The sequence below is a fragment of the Paracoccus denitrificans genome (genome assembly GCF_900100045.1).
GTDB classification, from domain to species: Bacteria; Pseudomonadota; Alphaproteobacteria; order Rhodobacterales; family Rhodobacteraceae; genus Paracoccus; species Paracoccus denitrificans.
Map to the genome: position 1 here is coordinate 1 of NZ_FNEA01000016.1, position 16,070 is coordinate 16,070.

The window sequence follows — 16,070 nt, forward strand, 5'->3', positions numbered from 1 at the left end:
TTGGAGCGCCGCTTCGAGCCCGCCATGGCCGAGGGTGAGCGCGAGACACGCTATGGCCGCTGGAAACAGGCCGTGAAGGCGACGATGGGGGTGGCCGGCTGATCCGCGACCGGCACCCGGCCGGGCATGGCGCAGGGCAAATGTGGGACCAAGCCGCCCAGACCCGCGCCCTGAGCGCATGCCCCCGCCAACCCCCATCCGGCATGGCCGGGAAAGCGGCGAATGCGCCCATCGGCCCCGGCTCAGTGGCGCGGCATGCCCGTCACGGGGCGCCGCCCCCGATGGTGTCGAGCGGCTGGAACAGGATGCCGCCGGGCCCCGGCGCCACATGGGCGGTGATGCCGAAGACGCGGGCGAGGTTCTGGGCGGTCAGCACCGCCTCGGGCGGACCATCGGCGGCGATCCGGCCCTGGTGCAGCATGACGAGCCGCGTGCAATGCCGCGCCGCCAGCCCCAGGTCATGCAGCGAGGCCAGCACCGCATGGCCCTGACCGGCCAGCCGGCGGAACAGCCGCATCACGTCGATCTGCGCCGCGGGGTCCAGCCCGGCGATGGGCTCGTCCGCGATCAGCAGCGGCGTTTCCTGTGCCAGCGCCCGGGCGATCAGCGTTCGCGCCTGTTCGCCCCCCGACAGCTCGGTCGCGCGGCGGTGGCGCAGCGGGTCCAGGTGCAAGGCCGCGATGGCGCGCTCGATGGCGGCGCGGTCGGCAGCGCTGGCGGAATGCGGATGGGCGATGCGGCCAAGCGCCACCAGCGCCTCGACCGGCATCGGCCAGGCGATCTCGCGGCCCTGTGGCATATAGGCGGCGGCGCGGGCGCGCTCGCGCACCGGCAGCGCGGCCAGCGAGCTGTGACCGCGCGCCGGCAGCAGTCCCAGCGCCGCACGCAGAAGCGTGGTCTTGCCGGCGCCGTTCGGGCCGAGCAGGCCGACGAACTCGCCCGGCCCCAGCCGCAGGTCGATACCGTCCAGCACCGGCTGCCCGGCGCGGTGGAACGAGAGGGCGCGAAGCTCAAGCATGGTCACAGCCCCTCGCGCCGGGTCCTGAGGATCAGGTGCAGGAAGAAGGGCGCCCCCACCAGCGCCGTCAGCACACCAAGCTTGAGGTCATGGCCCGGCGCGATCCGCCGCACGGCGATGTCGGCGGCCAGAACGACCGCCGCGCCCCCCAGCGCCGCGGCCGGGACCAGCCGCGCCGGGCTGGCGCCGACCGCGCGGCGCAGCACATGCGGCACCACCAGCCCGACGAAGCCCACCGTGCCGGCCACCGCCGTGGCGCCGCCGATCAGCGCGGCGATGCCCGCGACCAGCATCAGCCGCAGCCGGCCCAGATGCACGCCGCTGGAGGCCGCCGCATCCTCGCCCAGCGTCAGCGCCTCGAGCGCGCGGCGGGTGGGCCAGAGCAGCGCAAAGCCCAGCAGCATGAAGGGCGCCGCGATCCAGACATGCAGCATCGAGCGATCCGCCAGCGAACCCATCATCCAGAACACGATCTCGTTGATGGCAAAGGGGTTGGGCGAAAGGTTCAGCACCAGGGAGGTGGCCGCGCCTGCCAGCGCGGAAATGGCGATGCCGGCCAGGATCAGCGCCAGTGCGCCCCCGCGCGGCCCGGCCAGCATCAGCACCAGCAGCACCGACAGCGCCGCGCCGGCCAGCGCCGCCAGGGGCAAAGCCAGCGGGAACGTGGCCGAAAGCCCGGTCTGGATCGCCAGCACCGCCCCCAGCGCCGCCGAGGCGCTGGTGCCGATCAGCCCCGGCTCGGCCAGCGGGTTGCGCAGGAAGCCTTGCAGCACCGCGCCTGCCATCCCCAGCGCCGCACCGACCAGAAAGCCCAGGATGGCGCGCGGCAGGCGCAATTCGCGCATCACCAGCGCCAGCAGGTCGTCGCCGCGAAACAGCGCGGCGAGGCTTTCGCCCGGGCCGATTCCCGCCGGTCCGGTCAGCAGCGAGGCCAGGAACAGCGCAGCCACCAGCAGCGACAGCGCGGCGATCAGCAGCGGATAGCGCGGCGCGGTCATGGCCGGGCCTGCAAGGCAAGGCGCGCGTCGCGCAACTGGGCTATGGCGCGCAGGATGTGGGGGGTGCCGCAGACCCAGTCGGGATCGGACATGACCTCGGCGGGCCGGCCCCGGCTCAGCGCCTTGAGCGCGGGGTGGTCCAGCACCTCCTGCGCGCGCGAACTGCCGGGATAGCGGCGGCCCTCGACCAGCAGGTCGGGACCCGAGAGCAGCAGCGCCTCCAGCGGCACCACCCCGCCCGCCGGCAGGCCGAGATCGTCGGCGACATTGTCGAAGCCCGCCAGCGCGACGATCTGCCCGGCCAGGCTGTCGCGGCCGGAACTGTAGCCGTTCACCATGTAGAGCGCGGCCCGCGGCCGCGGCCCCGGGGGCGCGTCGGCCAGCCGGGCCAGATCGGCGTCGAAACGCGCCAGCAGCGCCTTTGCCCGGGCCTGCCGGCCCAGGACATTGCCCATGCGGCGGATATTGGCGCGGATGCCGGCGATGTCGGTTTCGACCGGGAACACCTCGACCGGGATGCCCAGGCGTTGCAGCAGCCGGATCGTCTCGGGCGAACTCCAGGCGCCGGCCAGCACCAGGTCGGGCCGCATCAGGAAGATCTCCTCCGCCCGGCCGCGATTGGCGGGCAGGCGCGCGGCCTGATCCGCCATGGCCGAGGCGGTGGGATCCTGCGCCAGATACGAGACCGAGACGATCTGCCCCGGCGCAGCCAGCAGCATCGCCAGCTGGTCGGTGCACAGGTTCACGGACAGCACCCGGCGCGGCGGCTCGGCCGCGGCGGGCAGGATCAGGCCGGCCAGAAGGCAGGCGGCAAGGCAAAGCCGTCCTACCATTGCGCCGTCAGGCCGGCATAGAAGGTGCGGCCCTGGCCGTAATAGCCCCAGGCCTCGGAATAATCCCTGTCGAACAGGTTCACCACGCGGCCGGTCAGGCGCAGGTTTTCGGTCAGGTCGTATTGCGCGGCCAGGTTCACGGTCACGAAATCGGGCAGTTCGGTGGTGGGCGGGGTCCAGCTTCTGAACCATTCCTCGTCGTAATTGCCCGCGACATAGCGCAGATCGGCCGTGGCCGAGCCGCGACCCCCGGCAAAATCGCCCGTGGCGCGCAGCCCAAGCTGGTGGCGCGGCTGGCGCGGGATGGGATCGTCGTCTTCCGTGCGGGCGTCGGTATAGGTATAGGTCGCGCCCAGCCGCAGCCAATCGGTGGCTTCATAGTGCAGATCGGCCTCGAACCCCTTGCGCGTGCTGGTGCCGGCGATGTTTTGCGAGGTGGTGCCGGCCCCGACGATCATGTCCTCGACCTTGCTGGTGAACAGGGTCGCCCCCAGCGCAGCCCGTCCCGCTGCGAAACTCCAGTCGGCGCCGATTTCATAGCTGCGGCTGGTTTCCGGCGTCAGGTCCGGGTTGCCGCTATAGCTGCCCGGCGCATAGCCATAAAGCTCGAACATGGTGGGATTGACGATGGCCTTGCCGGCGGCCGCGCGCAGGCGCAGGTCGCGATCGGGCAATTGCCATGCGCCAGCGATGTTCCAGGTGGTCGCGTTGCGGAAATCGTCGTTGAAATCGCGCCGCAGGCCGGCCTGGATGCCGATCCCGTTGTCGAACTGGCCCTGATATTCCAGCGCAAGCGATTTCGTGTCGCGCTCATACCGGCCGCCCGGTGCATAGGAGCTCTCATAGATCTCGCGCTTCTTCTGCACCGCGAAATTGAGCTTTTGCGCGGAATTGCGGGCATTGCCGCCGTCCAGCGCCCATGTGCCGGTATACCTGAAATCCCGCAGCCGCGAGGCGTCGTCGTAATCCGGCACGCCGTCGTTGAAATGGTCCGTGGCCTGGTTGGAGCCCGAGACGGCGAAGCGGTTCAGCAGCCTGCCCCCCAGCGCCTCGGCCTCGATCCAGAGCGAGCCATAGGTTTCGTTGCGGTCGGCGGTGTGCGGTGTGTCGATCACATGGTCGTCGGGGGAATCCACCGGGTCGATCGCCCGGTCGTAGCCGTATTCCTGCCAGGTCCGGCGCAGGGTGAAGCCGGCGGTCACGGCCTCGGCGATGTCGTAGGAGCCACCGAGGGTCAGCGTCTCGCGGTTGTTGAACTCGGTATCGCCGCCCGGCGTGCGCGAGGCGTCCTCGCCATCGGTGCGGCGTGTCGCCGCCGAGAAGCTGATCTGGCCGCGCTCGCCCATGGCGCGGAGATGGGCGCTGGCGGCGCGGGTGCCCAGCCCGCCGATCTCGATCCCGCCGCCATAGCTCAGCCCCGGGACAGAGGCGCGGCGGGTGGTGATCGCGATCACCCCGGCGGCGGCATTGGCGCCGTAGATGGTCGATTGCGGGCCGCGCAGCACCTCGATGCGCTCGACATCCTCGGTCAGAAGACCGCTGAAGACATAGTCTCCGTTGCCGGGAGAGTTGGCCTCGACCCCGTCGATCAGCACCAGCACATGATTGGCTTCGCCCCCGCGGATGCGGACCATGGTCAGGGTCTCGCCGGTCGAGGTCACGGCAAGCCCGGGCAGGTCGCGCAGCGCGTCCTGGACGGTGACGAAGCCGCGCTGCCGCAAATCCTCGGCGGTCAGGATGCTGTAGGCCCGGCCATAGGCGCTTTCGGCGACGGGCGACAGCCCGCCCGACAGGACCACCGGGTCAAGCATGACGGGGGCCTGGCCTTCCTGCCCCGTTGCGGCGGCGGGCAGGAGCAGGGCGGTGGCGGCCAGCAGGGAAGCCGGGGTTCTGAACAACATTCCAAAGCCTTTCCAGCGCGGGATCCGGCCCGCGATTTGCAGAACTGTCCTGCGGAAAGGCCAAGGGCAGCCCGGCCGCGGGATGGCGACTGTCACCTCTGCGGAAGGCCGCTTTCCAGACGCGCCCCGCGCCGGAAATGGGTGATCGCTGCGGCAGGTCTCCTGGCTGGCGGATCATCGCTCGGGCCGGCCTTCCCGGGGATCTTCCCAGTGGCGCCTTCGGCCTTCGCTCACCGCCTACAGTTGCGGGGGCAGCCCCGGCCTTGCCCGTCCGCATCGCGGCGATGGGCGCGCCGGTGTTCCCTTTTCATCCGGCAGATCGCGCCGGAACCGTAGCGGCCCCGCATTGCCGCAGCGGGGCGCCAGCTGTCAAGCGCCATCCTTGGCACCGGACGCGACATTCTGTCCGGTGGGGGCCGGCGGGCGGCGGAACCTGCCCCGCGGCCGCCGCATTGGGTCCAGGCATCCGTGCGCGAAAGGGAGGGCGGACAAACCGATGGCCATGCCGCAGATCCTGGCCGTGCTGATCCTTTGCGCCATGATGGCGATGTTCGTCTGGGGGCGGCTGCGCTACGACGTGGTGGCGATGATCGCGCTCTTGGCCTCGCTGGTGGCGGGCACGGTCAAGCCGGACGAGGCGTTTCGCGGCTTCAGCGACGATATCGTCATCATCGTCGGCAGTGCGCTGGTGGTCAGCGCCGGCATCTCGCGCTCGGGCGTGATCGAGGCGGTGATGCGCCGCGTGCTCCTGCGGTTGCGCAGGCTGCGCTGGCAGCTTCTGGTGCTGGTCGGCTCGGTCACCTTCCTGTCGGCGCTGGTCAAGAACATCGGCGCGCTGGCCATGCTGATGCCGGCGGCGCTGAAGATGGCGCGGCGTTCGAGGCATTCGCCCTCGGTCTATCTGATGCCGATGGCCTTCGGCTCGCTCTTGGGCGGGCTGATCACGCTGGTCGGCACTTCGCCCAACATCATCGTCTCGCGGGTGCGCGAGCAGATGACGGGCGAGCCCTTCACCATGTTCGACTATGCCCCGGTCGGCATCGGCCTGTCGCTGGTCGGGCTGGTCTTCCTGCAATTCGCCCATCGCCTGCTGCCCAGGGACCGCCGCGCCACCGCGTCGTTGAGCGAGGCGGTGAACATCAGCGACTATCACACCGAGGCCACCGTGCCCGAGGGCGCCGGCATCGTCGGCATGACGGTGGGCGATTATCTGGGCGCCGTCGACGGCGAGGTGGCCGTGACCGGCCTCATCCGGGGCGGCGCGCGCCGTGCCGTGACGCTGCCCGACACGGTGATCGAGACGGGCGACACGCTGCTTTTACGCGGCGAGCCGAATGCGCTGGAGCGCGCGGTGACCAAGCTGGGAATGGAGCTGACCCGGCAGGATGCGGCGGCCGAAGAGGGACTGCCCGCCGACAAGATCGGCGTCATCGAGGCGGTGATCGCGCCCGCCTCGCTGCTGGTGGGGCAAAGCGTGGGGCGGATCGCGCTGTTCGACCAGCACGGCGTGAACCTGATCGCCATCTCGCGTGCCGGCCATCGCATGACGCAGCGGCTCAGCCAGACGGTGCTGGCGGCGGGCGACGTGCTGCTGGTGCAGGGGCCGATCGAGCTTTTGCCCGAGCGGATGCGGGTGCTGGGCCTCTTGCCGCTGGCCGAGCGCGACATCCGGCTGGGCGGGGTGCGCAAGCAATTGCTGCCGGTGCTGATCCTGGCGGTGGCCATGGCGGCGACGGCGGCGGGGCTGGTGCCGGTCGCCATCGCCTTCTTCGCCGCCGCCGTGCTGATGATCCTGACCGGCGCGATCAGTGCCGAAGAGGCTTATGAGGCCATCGAATGGCCTATCCTGATCATGCTGGGCGCGCTGATCCCGGTCAGCGAGGCGCTGCAAAAGACCGGCGTGACCGACCTGTTGGGTGCCTGGCTGTCGCAGGCGGCGATGGGCCTGCCGGCCTGGGGTGCGCTGACGCTGATCCTGGTCGCGGCCATGGCGGTTACGCCGTTCCTGAACAATGCCGCGACGGTGCTGGTCATGGCGCCGATCGCGGCGACCTTCGCCAGCCAGCTCGGCTATCGGCCCGATGCCTTCCTGATGGCAGTGGCGGTCGGTGCCGGCTGCGATTTCCTGACCCCCATCGGGCACCAGTGCAACACGCTGGTCATGGGGCCGGGCGGCTATCGCTTCGGCGACTACGCCCGGCTGGGTGCGCCGCTGTCGGCGCTGGTCGTGCTGACCGGCGTGCCGCTGATCCTGCTGGTCTGGCCGGTGTGACGGGCCAAAAGACGGGCCGCCTTCAACCGACCTCGGCCAGCGCGGCGCGGATGGCGCGGGCCAGGCGGCGGCAGCCCTCCTCCAGCCGCTCGGGCGGGTTCAGGGTAAAGTTGATCCGCAGCGAACGACGGTCCAGCCCCTCGGGGTCGAAGACGCTGGAGGGCGAAATGCAGACCCCCTGCGCCATCGCATGATGCAGCAGCCGGTCGGTGTCCAGCCGCGGATCGCGCGCCGTGGCCCAGACGAACATGCCGCCGACCGGCACCTGCCAGTCCAGATCCGCGGACAGGTGCTGTCGCATCGCGGCGCAAAGCGCGTCGCGCCGGGCGCGATAGATCGACAGCACCTCGGGGCGGATGCGGTCGGTCATGCCCGCCTGCAGCGCCCGCAGCGCCAGCATCTGCGACAGCCCGCTGGAACACATGTCCGAGCCCTGCTTGGCGGTGGCCAGCGCCGCGATCATCTCGGGCGCGGCGATCACCCAGCCGATGCGCAGCCCCGGCGCCAGTTCCTTGGAGAGCGAGCCCATATAGACCACCGGCCCGTCATAGGGGCCGGGCCGCTCGGCCGCCGACAGATCGAGCAGCCGGGGCAGGGGCTCGCCTTCATAGTAAAGCGCGCCGTATGGGTCGTCCTCGATCAGCCAGGTGCCGGTGGCATGGGCGGCGGCGACCAGCGCCTGCCGCTCGGGCAGGGCCACCAGCCGGCCGCTGGGGTTCGAGAAATTCGGCACCGTATAGGCGAATTGCGCCCCGGCCAGCGCGGCGTGGGGGTCGAAATCGTTCGCCTCGATCCGCATGGCGCGATAGCGCGGCGCATGCGGCATCCAGGCGTCCAGCGCGCCCAGATAGGCCGGGCTTTGCGCCGCGACCAGCCCGCCCGGCTGCAACAGCACCTTGCCCATCAGTTCCAGCGCCTGCATGCCGCCGGTGGTGATCAGCACGTTCTCGCGCGACAGCCGCAGCGCGCCGGCCGAGAAGCGCGCGGCGATCAGGTCGCGCAGCGCCGGCAGGCCGGGGATCGGGCCATAGCCCAGCGTCTCGTCCGGGTGGTTGCGGATCGCCTCGGCGGCCAGCCCGGCCAGTTCCTCGACCGGCCAGACCGAGGGTTCGGGCAGGCCCCCGGCAAGGTTGACCAGATCGGGTACCTGTCCCGCCGCCAGAAAGACCGAGGTCACGTCGTTGCTGCGGGACAGCCAGGGGGCAAAAGCGGGGCGCATGGTCGGAACGGTTGCATCGGACATGACCCCGCTGTGACCGTTTTTCGCCAACAGGGCAAGCCTGATGGCGCCGTGGCGCCCCCGGCTTGTGCCCGGCGCCGATGTATATCAGACAGGGGCGAAGGCACGACGGGGAAGACCATGCAGGCATTGAAACGGATCGGTATCGACACCTACATGCTGCTGCTGATCGGCATGGTGCTGCTGGGGCTGCTGCTGCCCGCCCGCGGCATGGCGGCCGAGATCCTGCGCGGCGCGACCTTCTGGGCGGTGACGCTGCTGTTCTTTCTCTACGGTGCCAAGCTGGACCCGGCCTCGGTCCGGGCGGGGCTTTTGAACCTGCGGCTTCAGGGCCTGACCTTCGGCGCCACCTATGCGCTGTTCCCGGTCCTGGGCATCGGGTTGGCCGCGCTGTTCGGCGGCGTGCTGGGGCCCGAACTGACGCTGGGGCTGCTGTTCCTGGCCGTGCTGCCTTCGACGGTGCAAAGCTCGATCGCCTTCACCTCGATCGCGGGCGGCAACGTGCCGGCGGCGATCTGCGCGGCTTCGCTGTCGAACCTGGTGGGCGTGGTGCTGACGCCGCTGCTGGTCACGCATCTGCTGCATCAGGAGGGCGGCGGCGCCAGCCTCGACGCCATCGAGAAGATCGCCGTGCAGATCCTGCTGCCCTTCGTCGCCGGGCAGTTGCTGCGGCGCTGGATCGGCGGCTTCGTCCAGCGCCACAGGCTCTTGACCATGGTGGTGGACCGGGGCTCGATCCTGCTGATCGTCTATTCCGCCTTCGGCGCCGGCACCGTCGCGGGCATCTGGTCGGCGATCCCGGTGCCGGGACTGGTGCTGTGCTTCCTGGTCACCGCGCTGCTGCTGGCCCTGGTCATGGGCGGCATGGTCGGCGCCGGGCGGCTGTTCCACCTGCCGCCCCAGGACCAGGCCGTGCTGTTCTTCTGCGGCTCGACCAAGAGCCTCGCCAGTGGGTTGCCCATCGCCACGGCGATCTTTCCGGCCGCGGCGGTGGGTGCGATCGTGCTGCCGGTGATGATCTATCACATGACGCAATTGCTGGTCTGCTCGGCCATCGCGCAGCGGCTGGCGCGCAAGGCGCAAGCCTAGAAATCCCAGTCCTCGTCCTCGGTCGCGACCGCCTTGCCGATGACATAGCTCGACCCCGAGCCGCTGAAGAAGTCGTGGTTCTCGCTGTCGGGGGACAGGGCGGCCAGGATCGCCGGGTTGACCTCGCAGGCCTGCGGCGGGAACAGCGCCTCGTAGCCCAGGTTCTGCAGGGCCTTGTTGGCGTTGTAATGCAGGAAGGACTTCACGTCTTCGGTCAGCCCGATGCCGTCGTATAGCTCGGCGGTGTATTTCGCCTCGATGTCGTAGAGATCGAAGATCAGCGAAAAGGCAAAGTCCTTCAGCGCCGCGCGCTCGGCCTCGCCCAGCCGCTCCAGCCCGCGCTGGTATTTGTAGCCGATGTAATAGCCATGCACCGCCTCGTCGCGGATGATCAGGCGGATCAGGTCGGCGGTATTGGTCAGCTTGGCGCGGCTCGACCAATACATCGGCAGGTAGAAGCCGGAATAGAACATGAAGCTTTCCAGGAACACGCTGGCGATCTTGCGCTTCAGCGGATCCGAGCCGGCCTTGTATTCCTCCAGAACCAGCCGCGCCTTCTGTTGCAGATGCGGGTTCTCCTCGGCCCAGCGAAAGGCCGCGTCCACCTCGGGCGTCAGGCACAGCGTCGAGAAGATCGAGGAATAGCTGCGCGCATGCACCGCCTCCATGAAGGCGATGTTCGACAAGACCGCCTCCTCATGCGGGGTCAGCGCATCGGGCATCATCGCGGGCGCGCCCACGGTGTTCTGGATGGTGTCCAAGAGCGTCAGCCCGGTAAAGACCCGGATGGTCAGCTCGCGCTCTTCGGGGCGCAGCGTGGCCCAGCTTTGCACGTCGTTCGACAGCGGCACCTTTTCGGGCAGCCAGAAATTGACGGTCAGCCGGTTCCAGACCTCCAGGTCCTTCTCGTCCTCCAGCCGGTTCCAGTTGATCGCGCGCACGGGCGTCCGCATGGCATGATCCTTCATCCGAAGAACCCCTTTCATCGTTTCTCAAATACCCTCGGGGTGTGGGGGCCCAAGGCCCCCACGATCAAAGCGTGCAGGAAACGCAGCCCTGCACCTCGGTGCCTTCCAGCGCGGTCTGGCGCAGCCGGATGTAATAGATCGTCTTGATGCCCTTCTTCCAGGCGTAGATCTGGGCGCGGTTGATGTCGCGCGTCGTGGCCTCGGCCGGGAAGAACAGCGTCAGCGACAACCCCTGGTCGACATGCTCGGTCGCGGCGGCATAGGTGTCGATGATCGCCTCGGGTCCGATCTCGTATGCGTCGCGGTAATAGTCCAGGTTCTCGTTGGACATGAAGGCGGCGGGGTAATAGACCCGGCCGATCTTGCCTTCCTTGCGGATCTCGATCTTGGCCACGATCGGATGGATCGAGCTGGTCGAGTTGTTGATATAGCTGATCGAGCCGGTGGGCGGCACCGCCTGCAGGTTGCGGTTGTAAAGCCCGTGCCGCATCACCGATTCCCGCAGTGCCGCCCAATCCTCGCGGGTGGGCAGGCTGACGCCCTCGAACACCCGCGCGACATCGGGCAGCGTGGGCAGCCAGTCCTGCGCGACGTATTTGTCGAAGAACGAGCCGTCGGCATATTTCGACTTGTCGAAATCCTTGAAGGTCCGGCCCTTTTCCTGCGCCAGCAGGTTCGAGGCGCGGATGGCGTGATAGGCCACGGCGGCGAAATAGACCGAGGTGAACTCGACGCCCTCGGGGCTGCCGTAATGGATGCGCTCGCGCGCCAGGAATCCGTGCAGGTTCATCTGGCCCAGCCCCACGGCATGGGCCTCGTCATTGCCGCGCCGGATCGAGGGCACGGCCTCGATGGCCGACATCTCCGACACCGCGGTCAGCGCCCGGATCGCCGCCTCGACGGTCGCGCCGAAATCCGGCCCGTCCATGGTCGCGGCGATGTTGAGCGAGCCGAGGTTGCAGGAAATATCCGTGCCGAGGTGGCGATAGCCCAGATCCTCGTCGAACTCACTGGCCTCGTTCACCTGCAGGATCTCGCTGCACAGGTTCGACATGCTGATGCGGCCGGCGACCGGGTTGGCGCGGTTCACCGTGTCCTCGAACATGATGTAGGGATAGCCGCTTTCGAACTGGATCTCGGCCAGCGTCTGGAAGAAGGCGCGGGCGTTGATCTTTTTCTTGCGGATGCGCTTGTCGTCCACCATCTCGGCATATTTCTCGGTGACCGAGATTTCCGAGAAGGGCAGGCCATAGACCTTTTCCACGTCATGGGGCGAGAACAGGTACATGTCCTCGTTGCGCTTGGCGAGTTCGAAGGTCACGTCCGGGATCACCACGCCCAGCGACAGCGTCTTGATGCGGATCTTTTCGTCGGCGTTCTCGCGCTTGGTGTCCAGGAAGCGCAGGATGTCGGGGTGATGCGCGTTCAGATAGACCGCCCCCGCGCCTTGCCGCGCGCCAAGCTGGTTGGCATAGGAAAAGCTGTCCTCCAGCAGTTTCATCACCGGGATGACGCCCGAGGACTGGTTCTCGATCCCCTTGATCGGCGCGCCGGCCTCGCGCAGGTTGGTCAGCATCAGGGCGACGCCGCCGCCGCGCTTGGAAAGCTGCAGCGCCGAATTGATGCCGCGGCCGATGGATTCCATGTTGTCTTCCAGCCGCAGCAGGAAGCACGAGATCAGCTCGCCCCGCGACTTCTTGCCGGCGTTCAGGAAGGTCGGCGTGGCGGGCTGGAACCGGCCCGACAGGATTTCCTCCATGAAGCGCATGGCCAGATCCTCGTCGCCGCGCGCGAGCGCCAGCGCGACCATGACCACCCGGTCCTCGTAGCGTTCCAGATAGCGCCGCCCGTCGCGGGTCTTCAGCGTATAGCTGGTGTAATACTTGAAGGCGCCGAGAAAGGTCGGAAAGCGGAATTTCCGCGCATAGGCCGCGTCCCAGATCCGGTGCAGGAAGGCGCGCGGATACTGGTCCAGCACCTCGGCCTCGTAATAGCCCTCGTCGACCAGATAGCCCAGCTTTTCGTCCAGCGAGTGGAAGAAGACGGTGTTCTGGTTGACATGCTGCAGGAAATACTGCCGCGCGGCCTTGCGATCCGCGTCGAAGCGGATGCGGCCCTCGCCGTCGTAAAGGTTCAGCATCGCATTCAGCGCGTGATAGTCCAGCTCGGCCTTTACGCCATCGTCAAGCATTCCGTCCCCCAGAATTTCGCAAGCCCCGCCTGAACGCGGGAAATGTCCAGATCAGTCCCCGCCAGCTCGAATCGATACAGCACGGGGACGTTGCACTTGTCAGATATCACCCGGCCGGCCAAGGCGTATGTCGCCCCGAAATTCCGGTTGCCGGTGGCGATGACGCCGCGCAGCAGGGCCCGGCGGTCAGGATCGTTGAGAAAGCGGATCACCTGCTTGGGCACCGCGCCCCGACCCATCCCGTCGGCATAGGTCGGGCAGATCAGCACATAGGGCAGGGCGGGGGCGGGCATCTCGTCCCTGGGCGAGATCGGGATGCGCCCGGCCGGCAGGCCGAGCCGCGTCACGAAACGCGCCGTGTTCCCCGAGCCCGAGGAGAAATAGACCAGCCCGCCCATGGCCCCGGATCAGGACAGGCGGCCGATCATGTCCGGGCGGAACCCGGCCCAATGGGCTTCGCCGGCGATGACGACGGGAGCCTGGCGATAGCCCAGCGAGGCGACCAGTTCCATCGCCGCGTCATCCTCGGTCAGATCCACCAGATGGTAGTCCAGGCCGCGCGCATCCAGGGCGCGGGTCGTGGCGGTGCATTGCACGCAGGCGGGCTTGGAATAAACGGTGATGGTCATGCCTCGGCTCCTTTTGTTCTGTCGGCAAGAGGGGGCCGGGCCGATGGGCGTGCCATCCGGACCCTGTTCCAGCCCCGCGCCCGCCGCACGGTTTCGTCCTTTCGCGTCATGGCAGGTCTTCTGACTTGCGGGTCTCGGCTTGGCCGGCCTTCCCGGGGCGCGTGGCCCCAGTGGTGATCCGGCGTCGCTCTCCGCTTACAGCTGCGGGGGCAGTGCCGGCTTTTCACCGGCTTCCCTTTTCATCCCCGAGTCGGCCCCGGGACAACCATGACCGTTGCAGTTAGCCATGGGTCATGGCCGGGGTCAATCCATATTTAGTGGATAACTGCGTCCGCCATGGAATATCTGGTGGGCGCATCGATTCTGCCTGTCGCGGGGGATTTCCGGCTTCCGGCGATATCCCGGCCGGGGTATTGCGCCGCGTCCGGCCGGGCAGGCTGTTGGATTGCCGCAACACTCGCCTGTTTCGCAGTCGAAATGACGCGGCGTCATTTGACAAACTGCGACAATTGGCCCCCTTGCATGGGTTACGCGCGGCCAGGATGAGGCACTTCGTTCCCCTTCCGGCTCGTGACACCGCAAGCCATTGATGAGCCAGCACCTTCCTGTCGTTTCCGCCCTGAGGCGGTTGCGATTCATCTTTTGTGCCGGGATCAACCCATGAACAAAACCCATCCCAAACCGCCTGCCTCGGCGTCGGCCGCGCAATTGCTGCCGACCCTGGGCCTGCTTCCTGTGCTGGCCATCTCGGCCGGCGTAGCCGGCCCCGCCCAGGCGCAGGATACCGTAACCCTGGACACGGTGGTCATCCGCCGCCAGCAGGGCAACGAGGCCGAGACCAGCTACAAGGTCACCGAAAGCACCTCGGACAAGGCCACCGCGCCGTTGCTCGATACACCAAGAACAGTGACCGTCGTTACCGGGCGCCAGATCGAAGAGCGCGGCCAGACCTCGGTCGCGGACGTGCTGCGCACCACGCCGGGCGTCACCCTGGGCGCAGGCGAAGGCGGCGTGCCGCAGGGCGTGCGCCCCTATATCCGCGGCTTCGAGGCCAGCCAGGACATGCTGGTCGACGGCATGCGCAACGCCTCGCGCACGCAATACGAGGCCTTCAACCTGGAATCCATCGAGATCAGCAAGGGCCCGGGCGGGGTCTATTCCGGTGCCGGCTCGACCGGCGGCACCATCAGCCTGAACAGCAAGATCCCGCAGCCGGGCGCCTTTGACGAGGTGGCGCTGTCCTACGGCACCGGCAATTATGTCCGCGGCACGCTGGATTCGAACCGCGAATTCGGCGCGATCGGCCTTCGCCTGAACCTGATGGCGCAGCGCGCCGACGACCTGGGCGGGCGCGACGGCGTCGAGTCCAGGCGGGTCGGCGTGGCGCCCAGCTTCAGCTATCGCCTGACCGATGACAGCAAGATCACCGCCGGGCTCTATTACTACAAGGACGAGGATACGCCCGATTACGGCGTGCCGATGTCCAATGCCACCACGCCGGCCGCATGGCGGCGCGGCTCGGGCACCCGCATCGACCCGTTCCTGCCGGTCGATGTCGATCCCGACACCTTCTACGGCCTGCACGCGCGCGATTTCCGCGACATCGAATCCGCCTCGGGCTATGTAAGGTTCGCGCATGCCTTCTCGGACAGCCTGCGGCTGACCACGGCGCTGCGCAAGGCACGCGACACCAACACCTATGTCGTGACCTCGCCGACCTCGGGCAGCGATGGCCTGGTGTCGCGCAGTTCCAAGGCTTCGGATCGGGTGAACGAGACGGTGTCGTTCAACGCCCAGCTTTCGGGCGAGGCACGGGCCTGGGGCGTCGAGCACAGCTTCGCGGTCGGCGTGGACATCGCCAATTCGCGTGCCACCAACCGCCGGCTGACGGTGACCAATCCCGACCCGATGCCGACCTCGCCCTATGAGAATCCGAACCCCGGCGCGCCCTGGGGCGGCAGCATCGAGCGCGGCGGCGAGAGCGGCTACAGCACCACCAGGTCGCGTGGCGTCTATGCGCTGGATACCATCACCTTCACCCCGCAATGGGAGGCGACGGTGGGGCTGCGCTGGGACGATTACAGCGTCGACAGCATCACCCATGCGACCGACACCACCCCGCGCGAAAGCCACGGCAACGATTCCGATTTCCTGAACGGGATTCTGGGCGTGGTCTACAAGCCGGTGCAGAACGGCTCGATCTATGCCTCGGCCAGCACCTCCTCGAACCCGGCGGGCGAGGGCGCGGGCACCGGCGGCAGCAATGCCTCGGACGATCTGGACAGCCTCGACCCCGAGCGCAGCGTGAACTACGAGATCGGCACGAAATGGCTGGTGCTGAACGACCAGCTCGAGCTGAGCGCGGCGCTGTTCAGGACCGAAAAGGACAATGCCCGCGTCACCAACGCCCTGGGCGAGACCGAGAATATCGGCAACACCACCGCCAAGGGCATCGAGCTGGGCTTTGCCGGCCAGGTCGCCGAGCGCTGGGGCATCTGGGGCGGTTATGTCCATCAGGACGTCAAGCTGAAGGACGGCGGCTGGAGCACCCCGCGCGGCGGCGGCGAGCCCTATCCGAACCCCGCCACCGGCAAGCAGGTCGCGAAGGTTCCGCGCAACAGCTTTTCGCTGTGGACGACCTACGACTACAGCCCGCAACTGACGCTGGGCGGCGGCGTGACCTATACCGGCAAGCGCACGGCCAGCTATTCGCAGAACGGCGATGCCGATGCCGCCCTGCCGTCGAGCTGGCGCACCGACCTGATGGCGGCCTACAGGCTGACCGAGGCCACGGCGCTGCAACTCAACGTCAACAACGTCTTCGACCGCCAGATCTATACCGACTCGCATGTCTCGCAATTCGCCAATATCGAGCCGGGCCGGAACTTCGTGCTGACGCTGAAGCACGCGTTCTGATCACCGCGTCGTCGC

General features: G+C 68.1%; 12 protein-coding genes and 2 riboswitches. Of the genes, 3 read left to right on the forward strand and 9 right to left on the reverse strand.

Going from position 1 to position 16,070, the window contains the following annotated elements:
* Nucleotides 1–262 precede the first annotated feature (262 nt).
* The 4 genes from BLT64_RS14930 to BLT64_RS14945 are packed head-to-tail and all read right to left on the reverse strand — an operon-like array spanning nt 263 to nt 4,750.
* A complete protein-coding gene (locus BLT64_RS14930; RefSeq protein ID WP_011750611.1) occupies nt 263–1,018 on the reverse strand; it encodes an ABC transporter ATP-binding protein in 756 nt (251 codons plus the stop codon).
* Between the two features lie 2 nt (nt 1,019–1,020).
* Nucleotides 1,021–2,016 (reverse strand): FecCD family ABC transporter permease, encoded by a 996-nt coding sequence (locus BLT64_RS14935; protein ID WP_011750610.1) that lies wholly within the window; start codon nt 2,014–2,016, stop codon nt 1,021–1,023.
* Entirely contained in the window at nt 2,013–2,849 is an 837-nt protein-coding gene (locus BLT64_RS14940) for an ABC transporter substrate-binding protein (RefSeq protein WP_011750609.1), read from the reverse strand. The genes BLT64_RS14935 and BLT64_RS14940 overlap by 4 nt, the downstream gene beginning before the upstream one ends.
* Nucleotides 2,843–4,750, reverse strand: a complete 1,908-nt coding sequence (locus BLT64_RS14945; RefSeq protein WP_011750608.1) for a TonB-dependent receptor plug domain-containing protein — start codon at nt 4,748–4,750, stop codon at nt 2,843–2,845. The genes BLT64_RS14940 and BLT64_RS14945 overlap by 7 nt, the downstream gene beginning before the upstream one ends.
* Before the next feature lie 135 nt (nt 4,751–4,885).
* A riboswitch (cobalamin riboswitch) is annotated at nt 4,886–5,100 on the reverse strand.
* A 146-nt stretch (nt 5,101–5,246) separates the two neighbouring features.
* Here BLT64_RS14945 and BLT64_RS14950 point away from each other — a divergent pair.
* Nucleotides 5,247–7,022 carry an SLC13 family permease gene (locus BLT64_RS14950; RefSeq protein WP_011750607.1) on the forward strand — a complete coding sequence of 592 codons (1,776 nt, stop codon included), beginning with the start codon at nt 5,247–5,249 and terminating at the stop codon, nt 7,020–7,022.
* A gap of 22 nt (nt 7,023–7,044) precedes the next feature.
* On the opposite strand, the gene BLT64_RS14955 is transcribed toward BLT64_RS14950, so the two are convergent.
* Complete coding sequence (locus BLT64_RS14955; RefSeq protein ID WP_041530474.1) at nt 7,045–8,265, reverse strand: aminotransferase-like domain-containing protein; 1,221 nt, start codon at nt 8,263–8,265, stop codon at nt 7,045–7,047.
* Nucleotides 8,266–8,382: 117 nt separating this feature from the next.
* Between BLT64_RS14955 and BLT64_RS14960 the strand changes: the two genes are divergently transcribed.
* Entirely contained in the window at nt 8,383–9,351 is a 969-nt protein-coding gene (locus BLT64_RS14960; protein WP_011750605.1) for a bile acid:sodium symporter family protein, read from the forward strand.
* Here the strand turns inward: BLT64_RS14960 and nrdF are convergent.
* The 4 genes from nrdF to nrdH all read right to left on the reverse strand — a co-directional run bounded on the left by nrdF (nt 9,348) and on the right by nrdH (nt 13,139).
* The gene (nrdF, locus tag BLT64_RS14965) at nt 9,348–10,319 is read right to left on the reverse strand and encodes a class 1b ribonucleoside-diphosphate reductase subunit beta (RefSeq protein ID WP_041530473.1); all 972 of its coding nucleotides are present in this window, start codon (nt 10,317–10,319) and stop codon (nt 9,348–9,350) included. The genes BLT64_RS14960 and nrdF overlap by 4 nt on opposite strands.
* Before the next feature lie 64 nt (nt 10,320–10,383).
* A complete protein-coding gene (gene nrdE / locus BLT64_RS14970; protein ID WP_011750603.1) occupies nt 10,384–12,510 on the reverse strand; it encodes a class 1b ribonucleoside-diphosphate reductase subunit alpha in 2,127 nt (708 codons plus the stop codon).
* The gene (gene nrdI, locus BLT64_RS14975) at nt 12,492–12,908 is read right to left on the reverse strand and encodes a class Ib ribonucleoside-diphosphate reductase assembly flavoprotein NrdI (RefSeq protein ID WP_011750602.1); all 417 of its coding nucleotides are present in this window, start codon (nt 12,906–12,908) and stop codon (nt 12,492–12,494) included. The genes nrdE and nrdI overlap by 19 nt, the downstream gene beginning before the upstream one ends.
* Before the next feature lie 9 nt (nt 12,909–12,917).
* Nucleotides 12,918–13,139, reverse strand: coding sequence for a glutaredoxin-like protein NrdH (gene nrdH, locus BLT64_RS14980; protein ID WP_011750601.1), 222 nt, complete (start codon nt 13,137–13,139; stop codon nt 12,918–12,920).
* A 93-nt stretch (nt 13,140–13,232) separates the two neighbouring features.
* A riboswitch (cobalamin riboswitch) is annotated at nt 13,233–13,424 on the reverse strand.
* Between the two features lie 375 nt (nt 13,425–13,799).
* Between nrdH and BLT64_RS14985 the strand changes: the two genes are divergently transcribed.
* Nucleotides 13,800–16,055 (forward strand): TonB-dependent receptor, encoded by a 2,256-nt coding sequence (locus BLT64_RS14985; RefSeq protein ID WP_011750599.1) that lies wholly within the window; start codon nt 13,800–13,802, stop codon nt 16,053–16,055.
* Nucleotides 16,056–16,070: the final 15 nt, after the last annotated feature.

Excerpts from the sequence above, each read along its gene's own strand:
- BLT64_RS14985 (WP_011750599.1), top strand. The coding sequence starts at position 13,800 with ATGAACAAAACCCATCCCAAACCGCCTGCCTCGGCGTCGGCCGCGCAA.
- BLT64_RS14955 (WP_041530474.1), bottom strand. The coding sequence starts at position 8,265 with ATGTCCGATGCAACCGTTCCGACCATGCGCCCCGCTTTTGCCCCCTGG.
- nrdH (WP_011750601.1), bottom strand. The coding sequence starts at position 13,139 with ATGACCATCACCGTTTATTCCAAGCCCGCCTGCGTGCAATGCACCGCC.
- nrdE (WP_011750603.1), bottom strand. The coding sequence starts at position 12,510 with ATGCTTGACGATGGCGTAAAGGCCGAGCTGGACTATCACGCGCTGAAT.
- BLT64_RS14940 (WP_011750609.1), bottom strand. The coding sequence starts at position 2,849 with ATGGTAGGACGGCTTTGCCTTGCCGCCTGCCTTCTGGCCGGCCTGATC.
- BLT64_RS14960 (WP_011750605.1), top strand. The coding sequence starts at position 8,383 with ATGCAGGCATTGAAACGGATCGGTATCGACACCTACATGCTGCTGCTG.
- nrdI (WP_011750602.1), bottom strand. The coding sequence starts at position 12,908 with ATGGGCGGGCTGGTCTATTTCTCCTCGGGCTCGGGGAACACGGCGCGT.
- nrdF (WP_041530473.1), bottom strand. The coding sequence starts at position 10,319 with ATGAAGGATCATGCCATGCGGACGCCCGTGCGCGCGATCAACTGGAAC.
- BLT64_RS14935 (WP_011750610.1), bottom strand. The coding sequence starts at position 2,016 with ATGACCGCGCCGCGCTATCCGCTGCTGATCGCCGCGCTGTCGCTGCTG.
- BLT64_RS14950 (WP_011750607.1), top strand. The coding sequence starts at position 5,247 with ATGGCCATGCCGCAGATCCTGGCCGTGCTGATCCTTTGCGCCATGATG.
- BLT64_RS14930 (WP_011750611.1), bottom strand. The coding sequence starts at position 1,018 with ATGCTTGAGCTTCGCGCCCTCTCGTTCCACCGCGCCGGGCAGCCGGTG.
- BLT64_RS14945 (WP_011750608.1), bottom strand. The coding sequence starts at position 4,750 with ATGTTGTTCAGAACCCCGGCTTCCCTGCTGGCCGCCACCGCCCTGCTC.